The 26,234-nt window shown below is 70.9% G+C and carries 22 protein-coding genes; 14 read left to right on the top strand and 8 right to left on the bottom strand.

What is annotated here, in order from left to right; genetic code table 11:
* Positions 1-209 precede the first annotated feature (209 nt).
* A complete protein-coding gene (locus AB0M54_RS45405) occupies positions 210-2,069 on the bottom strand; it encodes a polysaccharide deacetylase family protein (RefSeq protein WP_364479093.1) in 1,860 nt (619 codons plus the stop codon).
* 430 nt (positions 2,070-2,499) lie between these two features.
* On the opposite strand from AB0M54_RS45405, the gene AB0M54_RS45410 reads away from it, so the two are divergent.
* Genes AB0M54_RS45410 through AB0M54_RS45440 form a run of 7 tightly spaced genes read left to right on the top strand, consistent with a single transcriptional unit; the run spans position 2,500 to position 11,935 of the window.
* On the top strand, positions 2,500-3,564 hold the full coding sequence (locus tag AB0M54_RS45410; RefSeq protein ID WP_364479148.1) for a Gfo/Idh/MocA family oxidoreductase: 1,065 nt from the start codon (positions 2,500-2,502) through the stop codon (positions 3,562-3,564).
* 45 nt (positions 3,565-3,609) lie between these two features.
* Positions 3,610-4,755: a DegT/DnrJ/EryC1/StrS family aminotransferase gene (locus tag AB0M54_RS45415; protein ID WP_364326587.1), complete on the top strand. Its 1,146-nt coding sequence runs from the start codon at positions 3,610-3,612 to the stop codon at positions 4,753-4,755.
* Entirely contained in the window at positions 4,752-5,381 is a 630-nt protein-coding gene (locus tag AB0M54_RS45420) for a DapH/DapD/GlmU-related protein (RefSeq protein ID WP_364326589.1), read from the top strand. The genes AB0M54_RS45415 and AB0M54_RS45420 overlap by 4 nt, the downstream gene beginning before the upstream one ends.
* Complete coding sequence (locus AB0M54_RS45425; protein WP_364326592.1) at positions 5,378-5,992, top strand: sugar transferase; 615 nt, start codon at positions 5,378-5,380, stop codon at positions 5,990-5,992. Before AB0M54_RS45420 ends, AB0M54_RS45425 begins: the two co-directional genes overlap by 4 nt.
* 2 nt (positions 5,993-5,994) lie before the next feature.
* Positions 5,995-9,129, top strand: coding sequence for a lipid II flippase MurJ (locus tag AB0M54_RS45430; RefSeq protein WP_364479096.1), 3,135 nt, complete (start codon positions 5,995-5,997; stop codon positions 9,127-9,129).
* On the top strand, positions 9,126-10,370 hold the full coding sequence (locus AB0M54_RS45435) for a glycosyltransferase family 4 protein (protein WP_364326598.1): 1,245 nt from the start codon (positions 9,126-9,128) through the stop codon (positions 10,368-10,370). The genes AB0M54_RS45430 and AB0M54_RS45435 overlap by 4 nt, the downstream gene beginning before the upstream one ends.
* Entirely contained in the window at positions 10,367-11,935 is a 1,569-nt protein-coding gene (locus AB0M54_RS45440; protein ID WP_364479099.1) for a polysaccharide biosynthesis tyrosine autokinase, read from the top strand. Before AB0M54_RS45435 ends, AB0M54_RS45440 begins: the two co-directional genes overlap by 4 nt.
* Positions 11,936-11,951: 16 nt before the next feature.
* Here AB0M54_RS45440 and AB0M54_RS45445 read toward each other — a convergent pair whose 3' ends face one another.
* A complete protein-coding gene (locus AB0M54_RS45445; protein ID WP_364479102.1) occupies positions 11,952-13,205 on the bottom strand; it encodes a cellulase family glycosylhydrolase in 1,254 nt (417 codons plus the stop codon).
* A 335-nt stretch (positions 13,206-13,540) separates the two neighbouring features.
* Here AB0M54_RS45445 and AB0M54_RS45450 point away from each other — a divergent pair, with 335 nt between their 5' ends.
* The 3 genes from AB0M54_RS45450 to AB0M54_RS45460 all read left to right on the top strand — a co-directional run bounded on the left by AB0M54_RS45450 (position 13,541) and on the right by AB0M54_RS45460 (position 17,924).
* Positions 13,541-14,158 carry a sigma-70 family RNA polymerase sigma factor gene (locus tag AB0M54_RS45450; RefSeq protein WP_364479105.1) on the top strand — a complete coding sequence of 206 codons (618 nt, stop codon included), beginning with the start codon at positions 13,541-13,543 and terminating at the stop codon, positions 14,156-14,158.
* 34 nt (positions 14,159-14,192) lie between these two features.
* On the top strand, positions 14,193-15,071 hold the full coding sequence (locus AB0M54_RS45455) for a hypothetical protein (RefSeq protein WP_364479108.1): 879 nt from the start codon (positions 14,193-14,195) through the stop codon (positions 15,069-15,071).
* 558 nt (positions 15,072-15,629) lie between these two features.
* Positions 15,630-17,924, top strand: a complete 2,295-nt coding sequence (locus tag AB0M54_RS45460) for a bifunctional polysaccharide deacetylase/glycosyltransferase family 2 protein (protein ID WP_364479111.1) — start codon at positions 15,630-15,632, stop codon at positions 17,922-17,924.
* 9 nt (positions 17,925-17,933) lie between these two features.
* Here the strand turns inward: AB0M54_RS45460 and AB0M54_RS45465 are convergent, their stop codons facing one another.
* Positions 17,934-18,467, bottom strand: a complete 534-nt coding sequence (locus AB0M54_RS45465) for a GNAT family N-acetyltransferase (RefSeq protein ID WP_364479114.1) — start codon at positions 18,465-18,467, stop codon at positions 17,934-17,936.
* Between the two features lie 68 nt (positions 18,468-18,535).
* On the opposite strand from AB0M54_RS45465, the gene AB0M54_RS45470 reads away from it, so the two are divergent.
* Positions 18,536-19,144 (top strand): TetR/AcrR family transcriptional regulator, encoded by a 609-nt coding sequence (locus AB0M54_RS45470; protein ID WP_364479117.1) that lies wholly within the window; start codon positions 18,536-18,538, stop codon positions 19,142-19,144.
* On the opposite strand, the gene AB0M54_RS45475 is transcribed toward AB0M54_RS45470, so the two are convergent.
* Positions 19,145-19,291, bottom strand: a complete 147-nt coding sequence (locus AB0M54_RS45475; RefSeq protein ID WP_364479120.1) for a hypothetical protein — start codon at positions 19,289-19,291, stop codon at positions 19,145-19,147.
* A 261-nt stretch (positions 19,292-19,552) separates the two neighbouring features.
* Here AB0M54_RS45475 and AB0M54_RS45480 point away from each other — a divergent pair, with 261 nt between their 5' ends.
* The gene (locus tag AB0M54_RS45480) at positions 19,553-20,326 is read left to right on the top strand and encodes a hypothetical protein (RefSeq protein WP_364479123.1); all 774 of its coding nucleotides are present in this window, start codon (positions 19,553-19,555) and stop codon (positions 20,324-20,326) included.
* Between the two features lie 449 nt (positions 20,327-20,775).
* Here the strand turns inward: AB0M54_RS45480 and AB0M54_RS45485 are convergent, their stop codons facing one another.
* The 4 genes from AB0M54_RS45485 to AB0M54_RS45500 all read right to left on the bottom strand — a co-directional run bounded on the left by AB0M54_RS45485 (position 20,776) and on the right by AB0M54_RS45500 (position 23,787).
* The gene (locus tag AB0M54_RS45485; RefSeq protein ID WP_364479126.1) at positions 20,776-21,849 is read right to left on the bottom strand and encodes a phosphotransferase; all 1,074 of its coding nucleotides are present in this window, start codon (positions 21,847-21,849) and stop codon (positions 20,776-20,778) included.
* A gap of 226 nt (positions 21,850-22,075) precedes the next feature.
* Positions 22,076-22,591 (bottom strand): hypothetical protein, encoded by a 516-nt coding sequence (locus AB0M54_RS45490; protein WP_364326627.1) that lies wholly within the window; start codon positions 22,589-22,591, stop codon positions 22,076-22,078.
* Between the two features lie 207 nt (positions 22,592-22,798).
* On the bottom strand, positions 22,799-23,089 hold the full coding sequence (locus AB0M54_RS45495; RefSeq protein WP_364479129.1) for a hypothetical protein: 291 nt from the start codon (positions 23,087-23,089) through the stop codon (positions 22,799-22,801).
* Entirely contained in the window at positions 23,086-23,787 is a 702-nt protein-coding gene (locus AB0M54_RS45500; protein WP_364326632.1) for a caspase family protein, read from the bottom strand. The genes AB0M54_RS45495 and AB0M54_RS45500 overlap by 4 nt, the downstream gene beginning before the upstream one ends.
* A 564-nt stretch (positions 23,788-24,351) precedes the next feature.
* Here AB0M54_RS45500 and AB0M54_RS45505 point away from each other — a divergent pair.
* Positions 24,352-25,593 carry a sensor domain-containing protein gene (locus AB0M54_RS45505; protein WP_364479132.1) on the top strand — a complete coding sequence of 414 codons (1,242 nt, stop codon included), beginning with the start codon at positions 24,352-24,354 and terminating at the stop codon, positions 25,591-25,593.
* On the top strand, positions 25,581-26,231 hold the full coding sequence (locus tag AB0M54_RS45510) for a response regulator transcription factor (protein ID WP_364479135.1): 651 nt from the start codon (positions 25,581-25,583) through the stop codon (positions 26,229-26,231). Before AB0M54_RS45505 ends, AB0M54_RS45510 begins: the two co-directional genes overlap by 13 nt.
* The last annotated feature ends 3 nt before the right edge of the window (positions 26,232-26,234 follow it).

Genomic DNA, 26,234 nt, shown 5'->3' on the forward strand with positions numbered 1-26,234 from the left:
TGGTCCGGCCGGGCGCCGACCCGGCCCGCCTGCTGCGGATCGTGCGTGGCGCCGGCCGCCTGCTGAGCACGGCGATCGACACCGCGGGACCGCGGCCGCGGGCAGCACCGGCGCCCACCGTCTCCACCTCGAACTCAAGCCATGATCACGAACGGCGGCTGCCGTGCTGGGCCATGTCTCGTGGATCAGCCAGGGGCTGCGGCGTTGGGTCAGTTGGCGATCATGCTGTATCTGTCGGTGGTCACCTCCCCGACCTTGTCCAGCGTCAGGCCGAACGTCACGGCTCTGGTCCCGGCCGGCACGGCGGGCGTCGTCCAGGTCGCGGTGGTGTATGCCGCCGAGACCGGGAAGTACGGGCTCTGCGTCCAGTAGGCCCAGTTGCCCGCGGCGTCCTGCCGGTACAGGGTCAGGAACGTGGTCGCGGTCGACTTGTACGACAGCGCCAGCGTGTACGTGCTGCCGACGGTCACCAGCGGCGCGCAGTTGGCGCTGTCCCACGACGGGATCAGCTTGGCGTCGCCGTCGGTCCAGGCCGTGAGTTCCAGCTTCTCGGCGTACGTGCCGTCGGCGGCGTCGGTGACCCGCGACCAGACCGGCGTGTTCGTCCCGAATCCCGTACCGGTCCAGCATTGGGGGAAGCCGTCGGCCCCGTCGGTCTCGAGCGACGCGTTCGTCAGCGCGTTGGCCCCCGGCGGCGCCGGACCCACCGCCGTGTCGGCGAACCCATAGTCATCGGTGGTCAGGGTGCCGACGCTGTCGATGGTGAGGCCGAAGCTCACGGCCAGCGCGTCGGCCGGCGGCGCCGGGGTGATCCAGGTGGCCTGGGTCCACGTGCCGGCCGGCGTCATCCGCGGGCTCTGCGTCCAGTAACTCCACTGTCCGAGCGCGTTGCGCTTGTACATCGTGAAAAAGACCTGGACGTCGGATTTGTACCAGACGCTGGCCTGGTACGTGCGGCCCTGCGCCACGGACGACGAGCACTGGCCCAGATCGAACCGGGGCAGCAGTTTCGCATCCCCGTCGGTCCGGCTGCTCACCGTGATGCGCGAGGCGTAGGTGCCGCTGTGCGCGTCGGTGACCCGGGTCTGGGTGGTCGTGTTGGCGCCGTAGCCGGCGGAGTTGAAGCAGTCCGGCAGGTTCGGGTCGGGCGCATAGGCGGTTTCGAGCGACGCGTTGCGCACCGTGTTGACGCCGGGCGCGCCGGGCGCGGGCGCCGGAACCGCCGCGACGGCCGGCTGGACGGACCCACCGAGCGCCTGTTGCACCGTCTTCACGGTGGTCCGGATGGTTGGCGACGAGCGCGGCCGGAGCCAGTTGAGGAACTGGCCCAACACGGCCGGGGAGATGGACTCGGCGGGACATCCGGTGCTGCACACGTGGTGCAGGTTCAGTGGCAGCCAGCCGCCGGTGGTCTCGGCCCGGGTGACGAGGTTCTGCAGATTGGCCAGCGTCCAGTTGGACTCGACGTCATCCGGGGTGCGGATCTCGAACCGGTCGGCCGGCGGGATGGTCTCGGTGGCCGGGCAGTCCGAGCAGCTGTACGGCGAGCGCAGGTCGCCCACCGCCCGGGCGCTGTTGTAGCCGCAGTGCTGGGCGATCGTTTTGGTGGTGGCGCTGAACTCGGCGAACGGGTAGGCGAACGAGGTCACGGCGTATCCCCAGGAAAGCAGCACATTGCGGTCCTGACAGATCTGCCGGTCCTGCTCGTCGGCGGACAACGTGGTGAGCGGCTGGTGCGAGACCGTATGGCCGCCGATCTCGTGCCCGTGTGCGGCGACGTCCGCCAACTGCGCCCGAGTCATGTAACCCGGGAGCCCGATGAACGAGGAATTGATGTAGAAGGTTCCGCGCATGCCGTACTGCTGCAATAATTGCTGCGCGACAAGTTCATCCGCGAATCCGTCGTCGAAGGTGAGCGTCACGGACAATGGCCGCAACGCAGAGGCATGAGCCGCAACAGGTATCGATATAATGAACAGCGCGGCGGTGGACAGCGCCGCCAGTACGGTGAGAAGCCGCAGGCCAAGGGCAGGTTTTGTGCCCTGGCGCGACATCGGCTCGACGGTCACGTGACCTCCTCGGGTGGACATTGAACGGACTATCCCACGATGGCTGCCCGATCATCACTGAACGATTAGCTGATTTACTGAGGCGTTCGAAATGCGGACACCAGGCACGGCGGCGCATGTTACGGGCAGATTTCATGACCAGGTCGGGCGAGTGTGTTTATAGACCGGGAATGAAAAGTACGCGGCGTGCCTATACCGCCCAAACCAAAATGTCGCCTCTTTTCGTTTGACCGAATGGCCCACGTTGCATCCAACGGAAGGTCTCTTCACCCCGGGCACGAAAGCCTCGAATACTCCGGTACGGAGCGCCCTCGGTGAGGCGGCTCCCATAGGGTGAGGGCGGCGGAAGATGGGTTCAGATCAGGAGTTGTCCGGTCCGGACGGCGGAACCGGGAGCCGGCCGCCGCGGCCGGCTGGTGTACGGGTCGGCGTGCTCGGTGTGGGTTACTGGGGTTCCAAGCAACTTCGCGTGATGCGGTCCACGCCGGGCATCGCCCGTGCGGTGGCGATCGACGCACGACTCCCTCTGCTGTCGGGAATGGCCCATCTGCTGGCCACCGGCGACGGCTTCACCTCGCTGCAGGCCGCGCTGCCGCACATCGACGCGCTGGTCATCGCGACACCGCCGGCGACCCACGTGCCGCTCGGGCTGGAGGCGATCCGGGCCGGCAAACACGTGCTGATCGAGAAGCCGCTGGCCACCACCGCGGCCGGCGCCCGGGAGCTCATCGCCGCCGCCGAGATTGCGGGCGTGACGCTCATGGTCGGCCACACGTTCGAATACAACGGCGCGGTCTGGATGCTGCGCGAGCTCGTGCAGACCCAGGAACTCGGCGATCTGTACTACATGGACAGCTCACGGCTCAACCTCGGGCTGTACCAGACCGACGTCAACGTGATCTTCGATCTTGCCCCGCACGACATCTCGATCACCAACCACGTGCTCGGTTCCACCCCGACATCCGTGCAGGCCTGGGGTTCTCACCACGTCGACCCGATCTTCGAGGACGTCGCCTTCCTCAAGCTCGGGTACGACGACATCGGCGTGCAGGCGCACATCCATCTCAGCTGGCTCGATCCGCGCAAGGTGCGCCTGATCACCGCGGTCGGCTCGAAGAAGATGGCGGTCTACGACGACACGAACGTCGAGGAGCGGGTCCGCATCCACGACAAGGCGGCGCTGCGCGGAGCGCCCGGCAACGGGTCCGCCGAAGGAATCAGCTACCACCACGGCGCGGTCACGTCTCCGGTCGTGGCGTTCGAGGAACCTCTCGCGGTGCAGGCGAGACACTTCGTCGAGTGCTTGACGACCGGGGCCCGCCCACGGACCGACGGCGCCAACGGCCTGGCCGTCGTCGAGGTCATCCAGGCGGCGCAGCTGTCCCTGGCCGAGGACCGCAAGGTCCTGCTGAGGGAGATCGCCGAGGAGCCGCGGGGGCCGCGTCCGGGTCTCATCCCGGCTCCGCGGCGCGCTACCACCGCCACCGCGGTCTGATCCGCGCCACTCCGCGACGTCGACTTCGACTCCAGCGAGGAACCCATGCCACCCTTCATCGAAGTTCCGTTCACCGACCTGAGCATGATGGCCCGCGAGGTGTGGCCCGAGGTCGAAACCGCGTTCACCGAGGCCCTTCTGCAGGGCCGCTACATCGGCGGCCCGGCGGTCGCGGCGTTCGAGGAGGAGTTCGCCCGCTACTGCGACTCCAGCCACGCCGTGGGCGTCGCCAACGGCACCGACGCCCTTCAACTCACGTTGCAGGCCCTCGGTGTCGGCGAGGGCGACGAGGTCGTCATCCCGTCGAACACGTTCATCGCGACCGCCGCGGCGGTCGTCCGGGCGGGCGCCAGCCCCGTGTTCGTCGACGTCTGCGCCGACACCCTCCTGATCACGCCGGAGATCCTGGCCGCCGCGATCACGCCGCGCACCCGCGCGGTCATGGTGGTCCATCTGTACGGCAACATGCCGGACATGGACGGCTTGCGGGCCGTCGCCGGGCAGGCCGGGATTCACCTGATCGAGGACGCCGCCCAGGCGCACGGCGGCGAATGGGCGGACCGGCGGGCCGGCTCGTTCGGCGTCGCCGGGTGTTTCAGCTTCTACCCCGGCAAGAACCTGGGCGCCTTCGGCGACGCCGGCGCGGTGGTCACCTCCGACCCCGAACTCGCGGACCGGATACGAAGCCTGGCCAACCACGGGCGCAGCGGCGGGGCGGCGCACTACGAGCACCGGTACGTCGGCACGAACAGCCGGCTCGACACGTTGCAGGCTATCGCCCTGACGGCCAAGCTGGCCCGCAACGAGCGCTGGACCGAGGCGCGTATCGCGCTCGCCCACCGGTACCGCAAGCGGCTCGCCGGCTCCGGCGTCCGGCTGGTCGAGTCGGCACCGCAGGCGCGGCACGTCTATCACCTCATGGTGATCCGGGTGCCGGACCGGGACCGGATCCGGACCGCGATGGCGGAGCGTGGCGTGCAGACGGGGGTGCACTACCCGGTGCCCTGTCATGTCCAGCCGCCGCTGCGCCGCTATGCGACCGGAGCGCTGCCGGTCTGTGAGCAGGCCGCCGGCGAGCTGCTCTCGCTGCCGTTGTTCCCGCATCTGACCCGGAATCAGGTCGATCGGGTCTGCGAGGCGCTGGAGGAATCCCTCGCGGCGGTCCCGGCTCCGGACGGACCGGTCTCGTGACCTCCCCCCGGCAGCGCCCCGAGGCACGGGGCTGGACCGCCGACGAGGGTGTGATCATCGGATATCCGGTGAGCCGTCGCCCCGACCGCCCGCTCGTGCTGGGAACGGGGGCACGGCTGCGCAGCGGCACCGTCCTCTACGACTCGAGCCGGATCGGCCCGGATTTCGAGACCGGCCACGGCGTGGTGGTGCGCGAGGACTGTGTGATCGGTGCGCGGGTGAACATCTGGAGCAACTCGGTGGTCGACTACGGCTGCCGGATCGGCGACCGGGTGAAGATCCACGCGAACTGCTACATCGCGCAGTTCACCCTTCTCGAGGACGACGCGTTCCTGGCGCCCGGCGTGACCATCGCCAACGATCTGTATCCCGGGGACGAGCGGTCCGCGAAGCTGATGACCGGCCCGCACATCGGGGCCGGTGCCCAGATCGGCGTCAACGTGACGATCCTGCCGTTCGTCCGGATCGGGGCGGGCGCGATGATCGGCTCCGGCTCGGTGGTGACCCGGAACATTCCACCCGGCATGGTCGCGTACGGCAACCCGGCGGTGCCCCGTCGCCGCGTCGCGGACCTGCCCGGCATCGAGGCCCGGGTCGCGACCATGACCGCCGAGGCCTCCTCATGATCAAGCGTGCTTTCGACATGCTTCTGGCCGTATGCGGTCTCGTCGTGCTGTCTCCCCTGCTGGCGGTGATCTGGCTGGCGGTCCGGCTGTCGTCGCCCGGTCCGGCGGTGTTCTGTCAGGAGCGGCTCGGCCGCGACGAACGGCCGTTCGTCATGTACAAGTTCCGCTCGATGTCGACCGGAGCGGGGGACGACATCCATCGCGCCTACGTGCGGCGGATGCTCACCGGCGAGGGCGGCCCGGCCGTGGCCACGAACGGCCTCTACAAGCTGGCCGGCGATCCCCGGGTCACGCCGCTGGGCAAGTGGCTGCGCAGGACCAGCCTGGACGAGCTCCCCCAGCTTGTGAACGTGGTCCGCGGCGAGATGTCGCTGGTCGGGCCGCGCCCCGTGCTGGCCTGGGAGGCAGAGCTGTTCGCCCCCGAGGCGCGGGCCCGCTTCGGGACCCGGCCCGGCCTGACCGGGCTGTGGCAGGTGAGCGGGCGTAATGCCCTCACGATGAACCAGGCGCTGGCCCTCGACGTCGAGTACGTACACCGGCAAAGCTTGTGGCTCGACCTCACCATCCTCGCCCGTACCCTCCCCGCCCAGCTCAGGCGCGGTACGGCGTGACCGTGACGCCGGTCCGCCCCGACGACGACCTGCCGATCCTGGCGGCGGAACCGGCCCTGGCCCACGAGTCGCCGGCGGCCGCCGTCGGCGACTCGATGACCGTCGCGGTGTGGACGGCGATCAGCCGGATCACCGGCGTGGTCCGCGGCGGCGTCATCGCGGCCGTCCTGGGCGCCACGCTGTTCGCGAACACCTACCAGTTCACCAACTCGCTGCCGAACCTGGTCTTCTACGGTCTGCTCGGCGGGTCGATGCTGTCGTCCCTGGTGATCCCGGCGCTGGTCCGGCACGTGGACACCGGCGACCGGCGCGCGGCGGAGCGGGTCGCCGGCGGATATCTCGGCATCATCGCGCTGGGCTCCGCCGTGCTCACCCCGCTCGCGGTTCTCGCCGCGCCGCTGGCCCTCGCGGCGGCCACGCCGGGCGCGGGCGGACCGGCCCGGGACGGGATCCTGCTGGTCCTCATGCTGCTCCCCCAGATCCCGCTGTACGGCCTGGTGGCGACCGCCGGCGCCGCCATGAACGCGCACGGCAGGTTCGCGCTCGCCGCCGCCGCGCCCGCGCTGGAGAACATCGGGACGATCGTGGTGCTCGGGTTGGTGGCGGCGATCCATCCCGGCCTCGGTGGCCGCCCGGACGCACCGGTGAGCGCGCTGGTCCTGCTCGGCCTGGGTACCACCGGCGCGGTCGGCGCACACGCCGCGCTGCAGTGGTACGGCGCACGCCGGGCCGGCGTACGGCTGCGGCCGCGGGCCGGCTGGCGGGACGCCGAAGTGCGCCGGGTGCTCCGCCGGGCGCTCCCGTCGCTGGCTCAGGCCGCCCTGGCCGCGGCGCAGCTGCTCATCCTGCTGATCCTCGCGAACCGGGTGGCCGGCGGCGTTGTCGCCTTCCAGCTGGCGCTCAACTTCTATTTCCTGCCGATCGCGCTCGGCGCGACGCCGGTGGCGCTCGCGCTCGCTCCCCGGCTGTCCCGGATGCGGACGGCCAGCGATGCGCCGGCGTTCCGCGACACGTTCGTCCGCGGGCTCGTCTTCGCGCTCTTCCTCGCCGTGCCGGCGGCCGCCGGATACCTCGCCATCGCCGGCCCGATCGCTCAGGCCGTCGCCTTCGGTGGATTCGACACCGACGCGGGCACCACGCTGATCACCACGGCGCTCGGCACGCTGGCGCTCGGCATCGGCGGGGAAACCGCGTTCCTGGTGGCGACCTACGCCTGCCTGGCCCGCGAGGACACCCGCACGCCGATGCGCGCGATGCTGCTGCAGCTCGGCGTCTGCCTGGCCGGAGCGAGCCTCGCGCCGGCCGTGGACGGGCCGGCCGTACTCGCCGTGCTCGGCCTGTCGATGTCGGCCGGCGCGCTGATCAGCGCCGGATATCTCGTCGTGGCGCTCCTGCGCGGCCTCGGCGGCGGGACCGAGTCACTGGGCCGGCCGGTGCTGCGCATTCTCGGCGTCGCGGTCCTGATGGCATTGCCCGCGCACCTGGTGGCCGGATTCGTCGCGGATCGGGCCGGCGCGGTGGCCGGCGTCGCCGCGGCCGCGCTGATCGGCGTCGCGATCTACTTCGGGGCGCAGAAAGCGTTGCGGGCGCCGGAGATGGCCTGGGTCACCGATGCCGCCCGGAACAAGGTGGGGATGACGGCCGGCGGCGGGAAGCCCCGCCGGCGCCGCGCCCGGCGGCTCGGCCGCGGTCCGGGGGCAACGGCGAACCTCGTCCTGCTGGCCGGCGCGGCGGGAGCCGGGGCGCTGCTCGGACTCAACCCGCTCGCGGCGGTCATGGCGCTGGGGGCGATCGGCGTCGGCGCCTGGGTGTTCGCCCGCCCGGCCGTGGCGGCGTACCTGCTGATCTTCCTGACGCCGCTGACCGCCGGCATCGACCGTGGCACGGTGCTGCCGGTGCTGCGGCCCAACGAGGCGCTCGCCGTTCTGGTCGGCGCCGCCCTTGTCGTCCGCTGGGTCGTCCGGGTGCGCACCGGCGGCGTCCGGATTCCAAGGATGAACTCACTCGACGGAGCCTTCATCGGCCTTGCCGTGTTCAGCTCGATCGTGCCGCTGCTGATGATGCTGGCCCGGCATCGGGAGATCACCGCCGACGACCTGCAGCACGCCATCGTGCTGTGGAAGTACCTTGCCGTGTACTTCATCATCCGGTTCAGCATCAGCAGCGTGAAGCAGGCGTACCGGTGCATCGCGCTCTCCATGGCCACCGCCTGCATCGTCAGCGTCCTCGGCGTGCTGCAGTCGCTCGACCTGTTCGGGGTGCCGAAGCTGCTGGGCACGCTGTGGGCGCCGTTCGGGGTCGAGCGGACGCTGGCGATCGGCCGGGGCAGTTCGACGCTGGCCCTCGCGGCCGCGGTCGCCGACCTGGCCGTGCTGAACCTCGCGCTCGCGGTCGGCCTGCTGCTGCGCGGCGCACGGCATCGCGTGCTGCTCGGCGGCGTCATCTTGATCTGCCTGTTCGGCACGCTCGGCGCCGGTGAGTTCTCCACCGTGCTCGGCCTGTTCGTCGCGGTGGCCATGATCGTCGTGGTCTCCCGCGCCACCCGGCTGATCGGGTACGCCGTACCGCTGCTGCTGCTCGGCGGGGTGGTGATGTGGCCGGTCATCCAGACGCGACTGCTCGGGTTCCAGAGCGCCTCCGGGCTGCCGGACAGCTGGATCGTCCGGTTGCGCAACCTGAACACGTACTTCTGGCCCGAACTCGGCTCGCACGGCAACTGGCTGCTGGGCGTGCGGCCGTCGGCGCGGGTGCCGGCCGCACACGAGGAGTTCGGCTGGGTCTGGATCGAGAGCGGCTACACGTGGCTGCTCTGGGGCGGCGGTGTTCCGCTGCTGGGCGCTTACCTGTGCTGGGTCGTGGTGTCCCTGCGCCGGGCGACGGCGGCGGCCCGGCATGCGACGGGCGCGGTGGCCGCGATCGGCCTGGCGGTCAGCGCCGCGGTCGCGGCGGACGTCGTCCTCATGCTCTTCGACCCGCACCTGACCTACCGCGGCGCCGCCGACGCGCTGTTCGGGCTGCTGGCCATCCTCCGGTCGCTCACCGAGCCGCCCGGACCCGACGACAAGCCGCCCGGCGCCGGACACCAGCCGCGCGACACAGAAGCCGCCCCTCCCGCCACAGAACAGGTAGCGACATGACCATGCCGACCAGGAAACCGATCCGCGTCCTGCTGATGGTGGAGAACGTCTCGATCGCCCGGGACCACAGGCTTCGCAAGCACGCCGCGGCGCTGGTCCGGGCCGGCATGACGGTGACCGTCATCTGCCGGCGGGACCCGGAGAACCGCGCCGTGCCCGGCATCCGTGTGCTCGACTACCGTCCGCCGACGGACGGCACGACCAAGCAGGGCTTCGTGCGGGAGTACTCCTACTCGCTGGTCATGGCCGCGGTGCTGACCGTACGAGCACTGCTGTCCCCCGGCGTCGACGTGGTGCAGGTGTCCAGCACACCGGACATCTACTTCCTGCTCGCCGCGCCGCTGCGGCTGCTCGGCCGGAAGACCGTCTTCGACTTCAAAGACCTGTCCCCCGAGATGTACGCGGCCCGATACCGCAGCCGGGAGGGCCTGATGTACCGGCTGCTCGGTCGCTTCGAACGGGCCAGTCTGCGGACGGTCGATCGGGTCGTCGCGGTCAACGCGTCGGTGCGTGACATCGCGGTGCGGCGCGGCGGCATCGGCCCGGCGCGCGTGACCGTGGTCGGCAACGGCCCGTGGCTGCACGAGATGCGGCGGGGCGAGCCCCGGCCGGCATTACGCCGCGGGCGCCGCCATCTCGCCGTCCTGATCGGGATGATGGGTCCACAGGACAGCATCGACCTCGCCGTCGAGGCCATCGGCCACCTGGTGCACGGGATGGGCCGGACGGACTGCGCGTTCACGTTCGTCGGCGTGGGGGACGCCATTCCGGACGCCGAACGCCTGGTCCGTGAGCGCGGGCTGGAGCCGTGGGTGACGTTCCCCGGCTGGGCCACCCGGGAACAGGTCGCGGAATATCTGTCCACCGCGGACATCGGCATCGAACCCAACATCGAGGGATTCGTGACTCCCGTCAAGGCGATGGAGTACATGGCCTTCGGCCTGCCGTTCGTGGCGTTCGACGTGGCGGAGACGCGGCTCATCGGCGCGGACGCCGCGGCGCTGGCGCCGGTCGGCGACGTGGTCGCGTTCGCGGCGCGGATGGAGGAGTTGCTGCTGGATGCGGATCGGCGCGCCGACCTGGGCGATGCCGGGCGCCGTGCGGTGGAGCGGGAGCTGGCCTGGGACCACCAGCAGGTGCCGTATGTCGCGATGGTCGCGGAACTCGCCGCCGGGCGGCGGCCGGCACACCGGTCGGTGGAGGCCGGCAGCGACATGGGTGCGGGAGGTATCCGAGAATGAGTGTCAACGGAGGTCCGGGGCGGCTGTTGCGCGTGTACGGCCCGTGGATCGTCCTGGTGACGGCGGTGGTGATGGCGGCCGCGTTCGGCGCGAGCCGGACCGCGCCGGTGGAGTACCGGTCCACGGCCGTCGTCGTCGTCGAGGCACGGGTCCGGTCCAACACCACGCCGGTGCCGCCGGACATGGGCACCGAGAAGGAGCTGGCCAGCTCCGGCGTGGTCGTCGACCCGGCCGCGTGGTCGCTGGGCGTCGACCCGGGCGTGCTGCTGACCGGACTCACGATCAGCGTCGCGCCGGACGCGAACGTGCTGACCTTCGCGTACACGAGCACGGAGGCGGCGATCGCACGGCAGCGTGCCGGGGCGCTGGCCGAGGCGTACGTCGCCTATCGCAACGCGGGCGAGGCGAAAGAGCCGGCCGGCACCGCGAAGACCCCCGTCGCGACCACGTCGACCCAGCATGCCACGCTCGTCACGCCGGCCGGGCTCCCGGACGGCCCGGTCTCCCGTCCGGTCTGGATCGACCTCGCCATCGGGCTGGTCGCCGGGCTGGTGCTCGGCGTGGGCAGCGCACTGATCCGCGACCGGCTCGACGACCGGATCCGCGGCCGCGCCGACTTCGAACGAGTCGCCCGGGCAACCGTGCTGGCGACCGTTCCGCGAGTGCGCGGGCGCCGGGGCGGTTCGCCGTCGCCGGTGACGTTGCGCGCGCCGGAGTCACCGGCCGCCGAGGCCTACCGTTACCTGCGGTCCCGGCTTCAGCCGCTGCTGAGCGAGCGGGACAGAACGATCCTGGTGACCAGCGCGGACGACGGGGAAGGCCGGACCACGACCGCGGCGAACCTGGCCGCGGCGCTGGCGATGGCCGGTCGTACGGTGATCCTCGTCGACGCCGATCTGCGCCGGCCGGGCCTGCACACGGTGTTCGACATGGCCAACGGCGCCGGGCTGACCACCATCCTGGCCGGCGACGCGGCCCCGGCGGACGTGGTGCAAGCCGGCCCGGTGCCGCGTCTGCGCCTGGTCACGGCCGGCCCCGCCGCCGGCGCCGCGGCGGACCTGCTGGAGGGCTCACGGCTGGACCGGACCCTGCGCGGCCTGCACCAGCTCTGCGACATCGTCGTGCTCGATTCCGGCCCGGTGCTCAGCGTCTCGGACGGCATCGCGCTTGCCGCGGTGAGCGACCACGTCCTCCTGGTCGGCGACTACCGGCGAACCACCCGGGGACACGTCGTCCGTGCGCTCGCGGAGCTGGCCGAGGTGGTCGACGGCAACATCAGCGGCGTACTGCTGAACGCGCCTAAGAGTGCCGGTGGCCTCACCCCGCGCGGACGCGAGCACACTCCCGTCGCACGGGCGCAGACCGACGCCACGGCCGTGCTTCCGGCCGTCGCCGCGGAGCCGGGACGCGGCGCCGCCCGCAACGGCGCGGCCGCGCCGACAACCGTTCCGGTATCCCCCGGCCCGGCCTCGACGCTCTACACGTCGGCGGCGGCCGCTCCACTGACGCCGCCGGACGAACCGCGCCTTCCGCGCCGGCGCGGCGAAATGGAACGCCGTACCTGACCGGCCCTCGCCTCCCTCAGCCCGCGGCGAGCCGGCGCCGTACCTGATCACCCCACACCGCCGTCGGCTCGCCGTCCCAGCCTCGCACCAGCGACCAGCAATCGCCCCACGGGTTCCAGCTCCACGGCGTGTAGCTGGCGCCGTGCCGATCCAGCCAGTCGAACGTGGCCGTGGCGAAGCCGCCCGGGCGCATGACCGACGCGGGACACGACTCGTCGACGTCGGCGCCGGGCGCGACCGCCAGCCGCGGGCCGATCTCGCCCACGAACAACGGCACCGCCGCGGCGATGGGTGCCAGGTCACGGTCATAGCAGCGGACGTCCGCGCACTCGTTGAACGAGTACGCGTGAAACGAGGCGGCGAGCTGACCCAGCGGATCGGCCGGGCGATAGCGCAGCCATCGGGTCATGCCCTCGGCCCAGTAGATCCCGCCGGCCAGGACGACGGTCCGGGAGCCGGTGCCCCGGACCGCGGCGACCAGCTCGCTCATGCCCGCGGCGACGTACGGCTCGCCGGAATTGGTGGAGGTGAGCGTGCACCCGCCGGCCCGCCAGCAGGCCCAGGCCCGGTCGGTGTCCGGCTCGGCGTACGGAAAAGGCTCGTTGAAGAGGTCGAACACGACGGCGCCGGAGGTGAACGTCGCAGCGACCGACCGCCAGAAGTCGATGCTGTGGTCGCGGTCGGGCATCTGCTCCTGCTCGTGCGGCACGGCGTCGCCGGGAGCGCTGCGGTGCAGGTCGAGGACGGCGGTGAAGCCCTGCGCGTTGAGCCTGGTGACGAATGTGCGAATCGCGCGACGATAGGGTTCCCCGGCGTATTCCGCGGGCACCGAGGGCAGACCGAGCCAGCACTGCTCGTTGAGCGGTACGCGCACCGCGCCCGCGCCGCGCCAGCCGCGCATCGCCTTGACCACCGCGACCGAGGGGGCCGCTCCGTCCGGGGTGTCGAACACGCCGGTGCCCTCGACGCACGAGTACTCGGCCCCGGCATGGTTGAAGCCGCGAAGCCGCACCGGCCGGCCATGGCCGTCGACGAACTGGTTCCCGGCCACCGCGATCCGGGTCGCCGGACCGCCGGCCGGAGCCCCGCCTCGCGATGGCATCGCGGTGACCAGCGGTGACGGCGCAGCGCTCGACGATGGCAGAGTTTCGGCCGGCGACGGCGGGGCGGCGGTCGGTGACGGCGCCGGGTCGGGAGCCGCGTGGCCGCACGCCGCCGCCGTCACCACCACGGCGACGGCCAGAGCAAGACGCGGCGACCGGCGGTTCACGTCCCGTACTGTGCCTCCCCGCGGGGGCAAGGAGTATCGGTTGCTCGGCTGTTTCGCCGGGACAGGGCGGGCCGGCGATCCGCTGACCGATCTGCGGGCGCTGACCGTGGTGAACGCCGTTTCCGGGCCGGCGTGCGGGTGCGATGATCCCGCTCGGCCGGCGGCCGCCGCTGAACGTCCGCTTCACCGGACCCGGATGACCCGACCGGGTGATCGATGGTCGTCTGACCAGCCCTGCGGGCTTAGCCCCCTCGGCTGCGGCCGGAAGCAGGTGTACCGTCCTGGCCCTGCCGGTCGCAACAGGGTCCGCGTGTTCAAGGGGTCGAGGATTCAGCGTGTCAGGTGACGACGAACTCGCCCGGGCGTTGATCGCCGCGGCCGGCGGGGACGAGGCGGGCTTCGCCATCCTGTGGCGCTCGCTGCAGCCCGCCCTGCTGCGGTACCTGCGCGTCGCGGTCGGCGACGCGGCCGAGGATGTCGCCTCCGAGACGTGGTTGCAGGCCGCGCGCGACCTGGAGCGCTTCGACGGTGACCCGGCCGGCTTCCGGGCGTGGCTGTTCCGGATTGCCCGTCACCGCGCGATCGACAACCGGCGCTCGGCGGCCCGGCGGCCGGAGGAGCCCACCGACTCCTTCGCCGGCCAGATGCCCGCCGCCCGGGACGCCGCCTCCGACGCGCTCGAGCAGGCGGACACCGCATGGGCCCTGCGGCTGGTCGCCACCCTGCCGCGGGATCAGGCGGAGACCGTCATGTTGCGGGTCGTGGCCGGACTGGACGTCGCCAGCACCGCGCGGGTGCTGGGCAAACGTCCCGGCGCCGTGCGCGTGGCAACGATGCGTGGCCTGCGGAAACTTGCCGCGATGTCCGCGGTTCAGGAACGGAGTCCGCAGCCGGACCGGTCGCGCGGAGCGATCGACCCCGCTTCCGGCCAGGCCCGGCCGGGCGAGGTGTAACGCTGTGGACCTCCTCGACGCTCTTCATGGTGCGATGCGCAGACGACGAAATCCTCGGATCAGCACCGCGGACCTCGACCGGTTACTCGCCGGTGGCTCTCCCGGTCCCGGCCAGCAGGAGCTGGCCGCGCTGCTCGACGCCATGCGGGCCCCTGCCTCGTCGCGGGAGCTGGCGGGCGAACGAGCGGCGGTGGCGGCGTTCGTGGCGGCGCAACGCGGTGCCGTGCCGACCGCAACGCTGAAGAGGAGTAGCCGTGTACGCATACTGTCGCTCGCCAGGGCGGCCACGATGAAGGTGGCGGCCGGCGTGGTCGTCCTGGCGGTCGGCGGCACCGCGGTTGCCGCCGAGAGGGGCGCTCTTCCGCGTGCCGCCCAACAACAGGCGCACGGGTGGTTCTCCGCGCTGGGTGTCCCGCCGCCGGGTGCCTCGCTGGCCGAGGCGCCACCCAGCAGTTCCGCGACCCCCGAACCCACCCGATCGTCGGACCCGGCCCCGACCCCACCCGTGCGCGGGGAGAACAGCTCCGAGCCGGTCGCGCCGAAGGAACGCGGGCTGTGCCGTGCCTGGCAGGCCACCCGCGGCACCAAGCACGGCAAACCGATGACGGCCGAGTCCCGCCGCACGCTTGCCGCCCTGGCCGGCGGCGCGGCGAACATCGCCGCCTTCTGCGCCCCGCACCTCACCGCCTCCTCGGCCGATCCGGCCCCGAGCGCCACTGCCGGCCCGGCACACCCCGGCAACGGGAACGGCAATGGGAACGGGAACCGGAACGGCAACGGCAACGGCAACGGCAACGGGAACGGGAACGGGAACGGGAACGGGAACCAGAACGGGAACCAGAACGGCAACGGCAACGGCAACGGCGGCCCGAAAGACAAGGGCAACCACGGCAGAGCCGGGCCGCCCAAGTAACTCCCCCTCCCCCGAGTGGGTTCCGGTCCGGTGCGGCGTCCAGCCGCGCCGGGCCGGGATCCGGTGGCGCGCGCCACCGACCAGTTCCGACAGACAGGCAAGGACTGACGTGGAGAGAAAACGCGGTGTTGACCCGGTCTTCGTGGACCGCACCGGACGCCGCCGCCGGCTGATCACGATCGCTGGTTCCGTGGGCGGACTCGTGCTCGCCTTCGTCGTCCTGGCGTTCGTCGCCGGGTTCACCGGCGCCGGGCCCGCTTCGGCGCCGGGATGGCCGGATGCCGCCGCGGGCAGGGTGCGCGATCGAGGGCCAGAGCCCTCGCCGTCGCGTACCCTCGCCCCCACGCGGCCCCAACCGCGGAACACCGGAACCGAACCACTCAGGCCGGCCACCTCGAGTCCTGGGACCGGCAGCGCGACAACCAGCGCGGCGCCGACCCCATCGCCGCCCGCCGCGGTCGCACCGGCACCCTCGGTCGGCGCCTCGGCGACGGCGAAGAACAACGGGCGCAGACCCAGCCACGCGCCGAACCCGAACTCGTCGAAGAAGCGCTGAACGTGGGCAAGCGGGTGCTCCGGCGCGAGCCACGCGCGCACTGGGTGCTGATGGCGGCCTTCTTGCTCGTCGTGCTGGGCGAGCTCTGCTTCAACGGGTACGTCTCGCACGCCGGCTCGGAACACTCGGGCGCCGCGCCGCGCCCGGCGAACCCCGAGGCGGCTCCGGCCGCGGTGACCAGCGCCGCGGCGGTCCTGCGCGTCGGACCCGAGGCGGCGGTGAGCAGCCGCCGGATGCCGCCGAGAACGATCGCGCTCACCTTCGACGACGGCCCGGACCCGGTCTGGACGCCGCGGATCCTCGACGTCCTGGCCCGGCACCGGGCGCACGCCACGTTCTTCCAGGTCGGGTCCCGGGTGAATCAGTACCCCGGCCTCTCTCGCCGGGTGCTCGCCGAGGGACACGAGATCGGTTCGCACACCTTCAGCCACGTGGACATCGCCGCCACGCCGGCGTGGCGGCTCGCGGCGGAACTGACCCTGACGGACAACGCCGTCGCCGCGGCGACCGGCCGGCGGCCGCAGCTGATGCGACCGCCCTACTCCTCCACACCGAGCGCGATCACCCGCGCGGACTTCGCCTCTCTCCGCCAGGTCGGCGAGTCCGGGCACCTCGTCGTGCTGTCCGACTTCGACACCCAGGACTGGCGCAGCCCCGGCGCCGAAGCCGTCGCGGCCGCCGTCCGGCCCGCGTCACGCGCCGGCGGGGTGGTGATGATGCACGACTCCGGCGGTGACCGATCCCAGACCGTACGCGCCCTGACGCTCCTCCTGCCCCGTCTGCAGGCCCAGGGGTACCGGTTCGTCACCGTCTCCGAGGCACTCGGCCTGCCCGGCGCACCCCGGGCCGCCCCGGAACAGCGATGGCGTGGTCAGGCTCTGCGCATCGCCCAGCTCGGCGGCGCCGGGCTCGCCCGGATCATGACCGTCCTGATGATCCTCGCCGTCGTCCTGGCCGGGCTGCGGCTGCTGGTCCAGGTCGTCTGCGCCGAGATCCACCGGCGTCGCATCCGGCGTCTGCACGCGGCGCCGCTGACGTACCTCGGCCCGGTCTCGGTGATCGTCCCCGCCTACAACGAGGCCGCCAACATCGCCGCGACGGTCCGGTCACTCGCCCTGAACGACTACCCGCGGCTGGAGGTGATCGTCGTCGACGACGGGTCCACCGACGGCACGGCCGACATCGTCGAAGCTCTCGGCCTGCCCGGCGTCTTCGTCCTCCGCCAGGCCAACGCCGGCAAGCCGGCCGCCCTCAACGCCGGCATCCGCTATGCCCGGCACGATCTCCTGGTCCTGGTCGACGGCGACACCGTCTTCGAGATCGATGCCGTCGGCCGGCTGCTGCAGCAGATGCGGGACCCGGCGGTAGGCGCGGTCTCCGGCAACGCCAAGGTCGCCAACCGCACCGGGTTGCTGGGTCGCTGGCAGCACCTGGAGTACGTGATCGGGTTCAACCTGGACCGCCGCATGTTCGACCTCGGCCGCTGCATGCCCACCGTGCCCGGTGCCATCGGCGCCTTCCGGCGATCGGCGATCCAGGACGTCGACGGAGTCTCGGCGCAGACGCTGGCCGAGGACACCGATTTCACCATGGCCGTCATCCGCGCCGACTGGCGAGTGGTCCACGAACCGGGCGCCGTCGCCTGGACCGAGGCGCCCACCTCGCTACGGCAGCTGTGGCGCCAGCGATACCGCTGGTGCTACGGCACGATGCAGGCGATGTGGAAGCACCGCCGCGCGCTGACCCAGCGCGGCGCCGCCGGTCGGCTCGGCCGCCGCGGGCTCGTCTACCTCCTGTTGTTCCAGGTTCTTCTCCCGCTCACCGCTCCCGTCGTCGACATCTATGCCGTCTACGGCCTGATATTTCTCCCCCCGGCCAAGGTCGCGGCCGTCTGGCTCGGCTTCACCGCGCTGCAGGTCGCCACGGCCGCCTACGCGTTACGCCTCGACGGCGAACGGTACGGACCGCTGTGGAGCCTTCCCCTGCAGCAGATCGTCTACCGCCAACTCATGTACCTCGTCGTGTGCCAGGCCACCGTCATGGCGCTCGGGGGCAGCCGCTTGCGGTGGCACACCATGGTCCGCACGGGCGCCGCCACCGCCCACGCGCACAACGCGATCCGCTACGCGCCCGCGAACGCCTGCGCCACGCAGCACGGCCGAGTCCCCGGCAGAACGAACCTCCGGCACTCGATGGCGTCACACAGCCGGCCACCGCACTCGCCGGCGGCCGACCGGCACTTCGACGACATCCGGGCCGCGGGGCGCCGGCCCAACCGGCGGTGGCCGGACAACTGACCGGGTCGGTCAGGGCCGGGTGGATGCAGGGGCGGCCACCGCGTGAGCGGAGCCGCGCTGTGGGCTGCGGCGGGGTGATTCGTCAGGCAGGACGCGTTCGTAGCAGACCGAGTGGTCGGAGCCCACGTACGCGCCGAACAGCGGGATCTCGCGGTAGCCCTCGCGCTCGTAGAAGCGCATCGCGTCCGGCTGGCCCGGGCCGGTCTCCAGCCGGATGGTCGTCCAACCGCGCTCCCGTGCGGCCTCCTCCAGCTCTCGGAGCAAGTCGGTCGCCACCCCCGAGCCGCGGCTCTTCGGTACCACGTACATCCGCTTCACCTCGACGGTGACCGGGCCGAGGCGGCGCAGCGCGGCGCAGCCGAGCGGTTGGCCGGTGGCTTCGTCGACCGCGACCAGGAACAGGTCGATGTTGTCGGCCGTCGGCGGCGTGCCGGGCTCATGGTCGTCGGTGCCGTAGCGGAGGTCGAGTTCGGCTTTCTGCGCCACGCGTAACGCCTCGCCCCCCGGGTCGGTCCACGGCCGCTGCGCGATGATCCAGGTCATGCCGCTCCTCACCTGCTTCGGTAACAAACGTTACGGTAACATTCGTTACGAGCATGGAGGTGAGGGTCGTGTCACTGCCTGCGGACCGCTCGGCCCAGGGCGAGGCGCTGTCGCGCGCGGTCTGGGCCGTGCTCGCGCACCAGGGCCTGGAAAAGCTGACAGTGCGCGCGGTCGCCGCGGCGGCCGGCTGCACGACGGGCCTGGTTATGCACCGCTTCCCGAATCGCCGAGCGCTGCTGCTGCACGCCCGGCAACTGCTGCACGACACCACCCGGCAGCGGGTCGAGGAACTCGAGGCCGCGGCCACCTCGCCGCGGGCAGCGCTGCGCGCGGTCCTCCGCCAGGGCATGGCGATCGATCCGGAGACGACCAACTGGAGCATCGTCTGGTTGGGCTTCCTGGCTGCGGCGGTGGCGGACGCCGAACTGATCGGCATGCACCGCCGCAACAACCGAGCGTGGCGGCAACGGGTCGAGCGGCTGGTCGCCGCGGCTGCCCCGGACTGGCCGGTCGATCAGGTCGGCGCGGTCGCCCTGGGGCTGATCGCCATGACCGAGGGTGTCGCGGCTCTCGCCGCCGCGGATCCCGCTGCCTACCCGGCGGATCAGCAGGAACGCATGCTCGACGCCGCCTTAGTGGCATACGGCCTCGGCTGCTCCGGTAGCGGCCGTTCGTGATCAAAGCTGAAGGCCGAGGTTGAGGCGACCTGTGTAGTGGCATCGCCGGTCGATCAGCGTGTTCCCGCCCGAGGCGGCATAGCCCAGGAACACTTCGACCTGGCTGTTCTCGATCCGCCCGGCGGTGCCCGTGTACTGCCGCCGCATTCCACCTCAGTGGTGGTCATCAGCGCGCCACCGAACTGCACGCCCTCGATGACCAGCGGCTCGAGGTTCGCCGAGTGGTCGCCTCGGCTGCGGGCCTCCGTGGGAACGGGAAGCGGGCGGCTGCGGCCAGGTCAGTTCTTGCAGGGTGAGGTGCTGGGTCGTCGAGTGGGTGCGGTGGCGCCCTGGTGCCGCTGAGGGGTAACGGCAGTGCCCGCGCGTATTTCATGGACTGCGCCAGGTTCGATGCCGCATCATCGTTCGGTGACCGGCTCCGAGCGTGACCTGTTCGCATCCCTTGCGCCGGACGAACGCGCGCTGCTGGGCTGGGTGGCCCCGCAGTTGGACGCCGCTGCGCTCGACGAGATCGCCGCAGCCGACTATGGCGCCGGGGTGCAGGAGCATCGTCGGGAGCTGGCCGAGCTGGTGCACAGTCCCTGGCTGCCCGACCAACTCGCATGGCATCCCGGCGAGGTTCTGGCCTTGACACGGTGGGCGAGGCCAGCCGGACGGCGCGACCACCTGAAGCGGTTGTTCGCCTGTATGTTCCTGGTCCGGGCGGTGAACGCCGGGGGTGATCCGGTGGACTCCCTCGCCCCGTTGGTGGATTCGGCGCTGAAACTCGGCGAGCCGGCCCGCGCTGTCGCAGTACGCTTTCTGGCCTGGTGCCGGCTGAACCTCCCGGGTGACTGGCGCGACGATCTGCCCTCGCAGATGTTCCTGACCCTGGCGGTGCTGCTGCTGTCGGCGGAAACGGCGGTCGCGCCGGCGTTGGCCGCCGTCATGGTCGAGGAACTGGACGAGGTGCTGGCCGACGCGGAACTGCCGTGGCGGCGGCGTCCCGGGTCGCCATTGTTCACCCGCCGCACCGGCGGCCTCGGCACCACGCGCCGGCTCTGGTCAGCCCTCGTGACCCACTGCCTGGTAGACAACCCCTCAGTCGTCGATCCCCGCCTGACCGCGCTGGGTAGAGCCCTCGGCGGCGACACCGCCACCTCGATGGACGAACTCCGCGCACTGTTCACCGCCACGAGGTAGTACGAGTCCGAAGAGCGCGAGGCCAGCCAGACCCTGACCCGCCTCCGGGTATCAGACGGAGCGGTAGTCCCTTCTTCACCCAGTCGCAGGTGCGTTCCCGTGGGACAAGGGCCTGCGCACCGACCTTCGCTTCGGGCGGCACCGAAGCGTGCATGCCGTGTACGTCGATCAGCCGGTCGTAGATCCGCTTCGCGGTTGCCGCTGTTTGCGGGCGCGTCCAGGCATGCCCGCCCGCGAGTCCCTGCGGATCGCCGCGAACAGCTCGACGCTCGACATCCGCGGCATCGGCGGACCTCCGTCGCGACCCGCCGACGATCCCACCGCCGCCGGTGGCTCCAAAACTCGCCGACATCCGCTCAACTCAGTAATAAACCCGAGGTCAGTAACACAAGGAAAGATCAACAAAGCCATATGACTCCGTGACGGTCTGGTGTTGAGCCATCGATGGCCTACCGGCGGAACGCGGCTCGGGTTGCGGCTGCGGTGGAGCGGAAGTATTCGGGTGGTTGGATGAACCACCACTCGTCGAACGGGGAGCCGTTGAGGATCGCGCGTCGGTAGCCGAAGCAGGTCAGGTAGAGCGTGCGGATATACATGAGTGCTTCGAGGCGGTCGAGTTCGTCGTCGGTCGGCTCGATGTGCCGGCGGTAGGCGCCCACGGCAGCGTCGATGCGTTCCTGGTCCGGCCGCCTCGGGTTCCATGAGCCGGTGCCCCAGATCAGGTAAGCGAAGTCGGCGAGGCGTGGTCCACGACCTGAGGCCTTCCAGTTGATCGCGACCGGTGCTTCCTCGCTCAGGATGGCGTGATCGGGGGCGTGGAGCAGGTTCCCGTGCAGCAGCCCTTCGGGAAGACCGTCGCCGTCGTCGGCCGAGCGCACCTTGTCCCTGAGCCGCTCGAAACGTTCGCGTTCGGCGGCCGGCACTTTGTTATCCACGGAGTCGAGGAACGCGAGCGCGGCGAGCAGGTCCTGACGCGGTGCGCCCTCACGGCTCGGGTCCTCCCCGCTCGCTCCACCCAATCGCTTAACGGACTCGTCTTGCGGCAGGGCGTGCAGTCGTCCGAGCAGCTCACCCATCATCGCGAACTTCTCCGTGCTGTCGGGAAGCTGGCCGCCTTGGACGAACCGGGTCACGAGCACTGAGCTGCCGTCGAAGTCGGATACGGCGGCGTCGACCGCAAGGCGCTCCGCGGGATAGTCCTGTCGCTGAAGAAACCGCAGGATCGCCGCGTCGCCTTCGACACCTGCCCTGGGGCGAGCCGGCGGAAAGGCCCGTGCGACCCATGGGTCGCCGTCCCTACGGTCAATACGAAAGACGTAGGTCTTGTGCACACTCAGCTTCGTCGCCGCGATCGGGTCGATGTCGTAGCGAGCCCGTAGATGGGCGAGCAGCCGCTCTCCAGCGGGCTCGTGATCCATCCGCGCGCCGAGACCCTTCAGATCGGTCAGCGCTTCGGTGTAGCGCTGACCGGTGTCCTGCGCGTGGTGGCGAACCACCTTCTTGAAACTGCTGTCCTTCGTCATGGGCAAGCCTCCTCTTGGCACCCTCGCCCCCCAGCGGCGCGGTGTGCGGAGATGGCCTGTGACGTTCGACGACCGTGAGGGCAACTTCCCCTTCGCCCTTGGAACTCCGGCTGGGGCGGACGTTCCATAGCTCGGCGTCCGGTCGACGCCGTCCGGAGCAGTCTATCAACCTTGGACAGCCGCGTACGGCCCGCTTGGTTCGAACGTTACGGTAAGCCTGCGTGCTTCAACCAGAAGCTGCGTTCGATGCATCCGACTTTTGAGGCGGCAGTGACACCGGCAGGCAACAGCCCTGCGAGCTGCGGTACGTTGCTGCCGCGCGGATGAGCCAGTCGAGTTGTGGCCACGGCCGCCAATGCGCTACCGCGACGCGTTCGTCGACCAGCAATGTCACAGCGGCCGCCATCTGCTGAAGCGGATGGTGCCACCTTTCCAGCACCCACCGCCGGGAAACCACGCCCTTGCGTGCGTAGTGGGCCAAGAGGTCGAGCATGCCCAGCGTTCGGTTGATGAGGTAGTAGTCAGCTGAGCCTTGGTCGGGAAGCCGGCCCGCGCCGGCGATGTCCCACATCAGCCACCGGCCGCGCTGGTGCTCCGGAGTCATGAGGACATCGTGGATCTGCTGGAAGGCGTGCTGTCGCTGCTGTCGCCGCTGGACCATCACCGTGACCAGGGAGAGGATAATGGCGATAACCGCGAGGGCGATCGCGATGAGGTCCTTCGACCGTGCGAAGAAGTCCATGCCAGTCAAGCTATCGATCGGTGGGTCGACGACCTGCCCAGTGCCGGCAAACCGACTGATCGACCGCCCTCATCTGCCGCGATTATCTCGTTGCGGTTTGGATCCCGGTGGCGCTTGGCGGCGGGATTCGCGCTCGACCACACTGCGCCTCATCCCCGTCTCGGCATGGCGCGGGGCGGCAACGGCGGGTCGGCCTCGGTGGCGGCGTCATTGCGCCGGGGATACCAGCAAACCGCACACGGTGTCGCCCACGTAGGCCTTCGTACGACCGCGGGCGTCCAGCACCACGGTATCGGCGCTGGGCTCGGCGGTCGCGAAGTCGAGCGCGGTTCCGTCGGCCGGGTCATAGAGGGTGATCAGACACTTCGGGTTGCCGTGGAAGTCCCGCACCTCTACCGACACCCGCGCCGGCGCCGGCGCCGCGAAGACGTCGCTGTCGCCGGTCGAGTTCACCGTGAATGGAAGGGTCGCGGCACCCGATCCGGCCAGCGGGATCATCCGGCAGGCCGGCATGTTCGCCTCCCACCGGAACGATCCGGCGCGGGATATCTGGAACGTACGCGGGCTCCAGATGTCGTCCGGCAACGAAATCTCCGAGCCGGACCGGACATCGGTAACCGTGACCTTGCACGGGACATTCGAGCCGACCTGGTGGTTCTCGATGCGCAGCCGCCACGGTGCGGTGGCCGAATGGTCCACCCGCCCCGGCGCCGTCTCGTCAGGACGTACCGCCCTGGCCCGGCGACGGTGTCCGGCACGTCGCCGCCGCGGAACGCGCCGGCGTGGCAGCAGTCCAGGACGATCACGACGTTGCGGGCCCGCGATGCGTCGGCGAACTCGTTGATCCGGGCGCTGCTGACCGCCGTGGCCAGCAGGTCGGCCGAGTCGGTGTCCTGCATACACAGATGCAGCCGCCCGTTCTGGTCCAGCTTGCCGTGCCCGCTGAAGAACAACAGCAGCACGTCGCCGCGTTCCGCAGCGCCGAAGAACCGGCCCAGCGCCCGGATCGCCCGGCCGGACGTCGCCTCCGGCAGCAGTGTCACCTCAACGTCGGCGAACATTCCGGTCTGCTCGTCCACCAACGCGCGGTTGAGCGCGGCGATGTCCTTGACCGGCCCTCTGAGCGTCTGGAGGTTGTGCTCGTCGGACGGGTAGGTCGAGTTGCCGATCAGCAGGGCTCGGTATCGGCCGGCCATTCCGGCCCTCCCCGCCGCTGGGACACCGCCCGGGAGATCTCCCGGACCGTCTCCACATCCACGCCCTCCCCGGTCAGCGTGACGAACCGCTCAACATCGTCATTCCGGCGGCTCCGAGTCCGCGTCCGATGTCATACGGCTCGATTGCATGTCGGCCCGATTGGCTGCGGTTCGATGCGTCGTTCCCGGTCCTTGACGACATTGCAATCATGCGTCCCATCCTCCAGACAACAGGAAGACATCCGGCATCCGTCGACCTACGTATCCACACGGCGGCACATACGTAATGGCAGGTGCCGGGCGGGCCGAGTCCGACTGCGCAATCACCCGTCATGGATCATGCGGCGGTGCCGAGATCCTGGTCTGCGCATGCCGACAGCCAGCCTGACTCTGGCTCGGCGGGCAGAGGCCGGTTATGGCAGCGATCTTCCAGAACCGCGTATTCAGCGGCTTTCCCGGTCCTGGACCGCCGCCCGGCCGACGAACAGGGTAGTGCTAGGTCGACCCCAAGAGTCGAACCAGCGTGCTGTCGGAGGTTGTGCGCAGCCGCCTAACTTTGGACGCGTGACAGACACGCTGCTCCGGGCGGTGACCGGGCGACGGTTCTTGGTGTCGGCCTGGCCGTGGCGCGGGTTGGTCTATTGCGTCACGACCGCGGTGGCCTCCGGCATTCTGTGGCTGTTGCTGGCGGTGCCGCTGACGCCCGTGTTCTCGGCCGTCGTGGTGCTCTTTTCCGGGCATACGAGCGGCCACCTGATCGTGGCGGCCGGCCTTGGGCTGGTCGGAGTGGGCCTGCTCGCGCTTCTGGGCCCCAGGTTGGCGCTCTCGGTGGCGCGGGCCGAACGATGGCGGCTGCGGCTGGTCGGCGATGCCCCGCTGCCGCCGAGACGCCGTGGCGACCTCTATACCGACCCGGCCACCTGGCGGGCGGTGGCCTACGCGGTACTGCTGGGCATCGTCGGCCCGATGTGGCTCGGGGTGCTGGGCGTCATCGGGCTGCTCGTCGTTTCGACGCCGATCGCGGTGGAGTACCGGATCTCGGTCACGGACTCCCTGGCCGCTGTCGCCGGGCGGGTTGTTGTCGGGCTGCTGCTGGTCCCGGTCCTGTTCTACCTGATCGCGCTGTTCGGTGGGGCGCACGCCGCCCTGGTCCGGCTGTTGCTGTACCCGGAGCCGTCCGAGGAACTGGTCGAGGTGGCCCGGTCCCGGTCGCGGCTGGCGCACGCGTTCGACGCCGAGCGGCTGCGCATCGAGCGCGACCTGCACGACATCGCCCAGCAGCGCCTGGTCGCGCTGACCATGCAGATCGGGTTGGCTCGGCTCGATCTGCCACCGTCCTCGCCGGCCGCTTCTGCGATGGCCGCCGCGCACGAGCAGGCCAAGACGCTGATGGTCGAGCTGCGCGATCTGATTCGCGGTATCAGCCCCCGTACGCTGCGGGAACTGGGCCTGCGGTCCGCGGTCGAGGAGTTGGCCGCCGCTAGTTCCCTCGATGTACGTGTCGATGCTGCTTCGTCGCGTTTCCCGGCGGAGGTGGAGTCGGTCGCGTATGCGGCGATCTCCGAGGCCCTGGCCAACGCTGCGAAGCATGCCGCCACCGCTGAGGTCACCGTCACGGTCCGGCGCAAGGCCGACCGGCTGCTGGTCGAGGTCCGCGACGAGGGCGGCGGTGGTGCCGACCCGGCCCGCGGATCGGGGCTGACCGGGCTCGCCGACCGGGCCGCCGCGGCCGGTGGCCGGCTGCTGTTGTCGAGTCCGGCGGGCGGCCCGACGATTCTGCGGGTGGAGCTGCCGTGCGCGTCGTGATCGCCGAGGACTCGGTGCTGCTCCGGGAGGGGCTGGGCGCGATGCTGCCCAGGTTCGGGGTCGAGGTCGTGGCCTCGGTCGGGGATTCCCCCTCGTTGCTGGCCGCTGTCCGCCGGCACCGCCCGCAGCTCGTGGTCACCGACGTGCGGATGCCGCCCGGCTATACCGACGAGGGGTTGCGGGCGGCCGTCGCGCTCCGCACCGAAGATCCCGGGCTCGCGGTGGTCGCCGTCAGCCAGTACGTGCAGCACGGCTACGCCGGAGAACTGCTCGCCTCAGGTTCCGGCCGGTCCGTCGGCTACCTGCTCAAAGACCGCATCGGCGATGTGGCCGAGTTCGCCGGGCAGCTTCGCCGGGTGGCCGAGGGCGGCACGGTGGTCGACCCCGAGGTGGTGCGGCAGCTGATGCAACACCGCCGCGACCCGCTCAAGCAGCTTTCCGCCCGCGAACGCGAGGTTCTCAGCGTGGTCGCTCAGGGCCACTCGAACGCGGCCGCCGCCCGGCTGCTCTCACTGACCGAGGCCGGTGTCGCCAAGCACATCGGCAACCTTTTCACCAAGCTGGGCCTGCCGGTCAGCGACGACACCAACCGGCGGGTTCTCGCTGTGCTCGCGTACCTGCGCAGCCGGTCCGACTAGGAG

It is taken from the genome of Actinoplanes sp. NPDC051470 (assembly GCF_040682035.1).
Taxonomy (GTDB): domain Bacteria; phylum Actinomycetota; class Actinomycetes; order Mycobacteriales; family Micromonosporaceae; genus Actinoplanes.

Coding starts and splice junctions, on each gene's coding strand:
- AB0M54_RS45415 (WP_364326587.1), top strand. CDS start 3,610: ATGCCACCCTTCATCGAAGTTCCGTTCACCGACCTGAGCATGATGGCC.
- AB0M54_RS45425 (WP_364326592.1), top strand. CDS start 5,378: ATGATCAAGCGTGCTTTCGACATGCTTCTGGCCGTATGCGGTCTCGTC.
- AB0M54_RS45435 (WP_364326598.1), top strand. CDS start 9,126: ATGACCATGCCGACCAGGAAACCGATCCGCGTCCTGCTGATGGTGGAG.
- AB0M54_RS45440 (WP_364479099.1), top strand. CDS start 10,367: ATGAGTGTCAACGGAGGTCCGGGGCGGCTGTTGCGCGTGTACGGCCCG.
- AB0M54_RS45455 (WP_364479108.1), top strand. CDS start 14,193: ATGCGCAGACGACGAAATCCTCGGATCAGCACCGCGGACCTCGACCGG.
- AB0M54_RS45465 (WP_364479114.1), bottom strand. CDS start 18,467: ATGACCTGGATCATCGCGCAGCGGCCGTGGACCGACCCGGGGGGCGAG.
- AB0M54_RS45475 (WP_364479120.1), bottom strand. CDS start 19,291: ATGCGGCGGCAGTACACGGGCACCGCCGGGCGGATCGAGAACAGCCAG.
- AB0M54_RS45485 (WP_364479126.1), bottom strand. CDS start 21,849: ATGACGAAGGACAGCAGTTTCAAGAAGGTGGTTCGCCACCACGCGCAG.
- AB0M54_RS45490 (WP_364326627.1), bottom strand. CDS start 22,591: ATGGACTTCTTCGCACGGTCGAAGGACCTCATCGCGATCGCCCTCGCG.
- AB0M54_RS45495 (WP_364479129.1), bottom strand. CDS start 23,089: ATGATCCCGCTGGCCGGATCGGGTGCCGCGACCCTTCCATTCACGGTG.
- AB0M54_RS45500 (WP_364326632.1), bottom strand. CDS start 23,787: ATGGCCGGCCGATACCGAGCCCTGCTGATCGGCAACTCGACCTACCCG.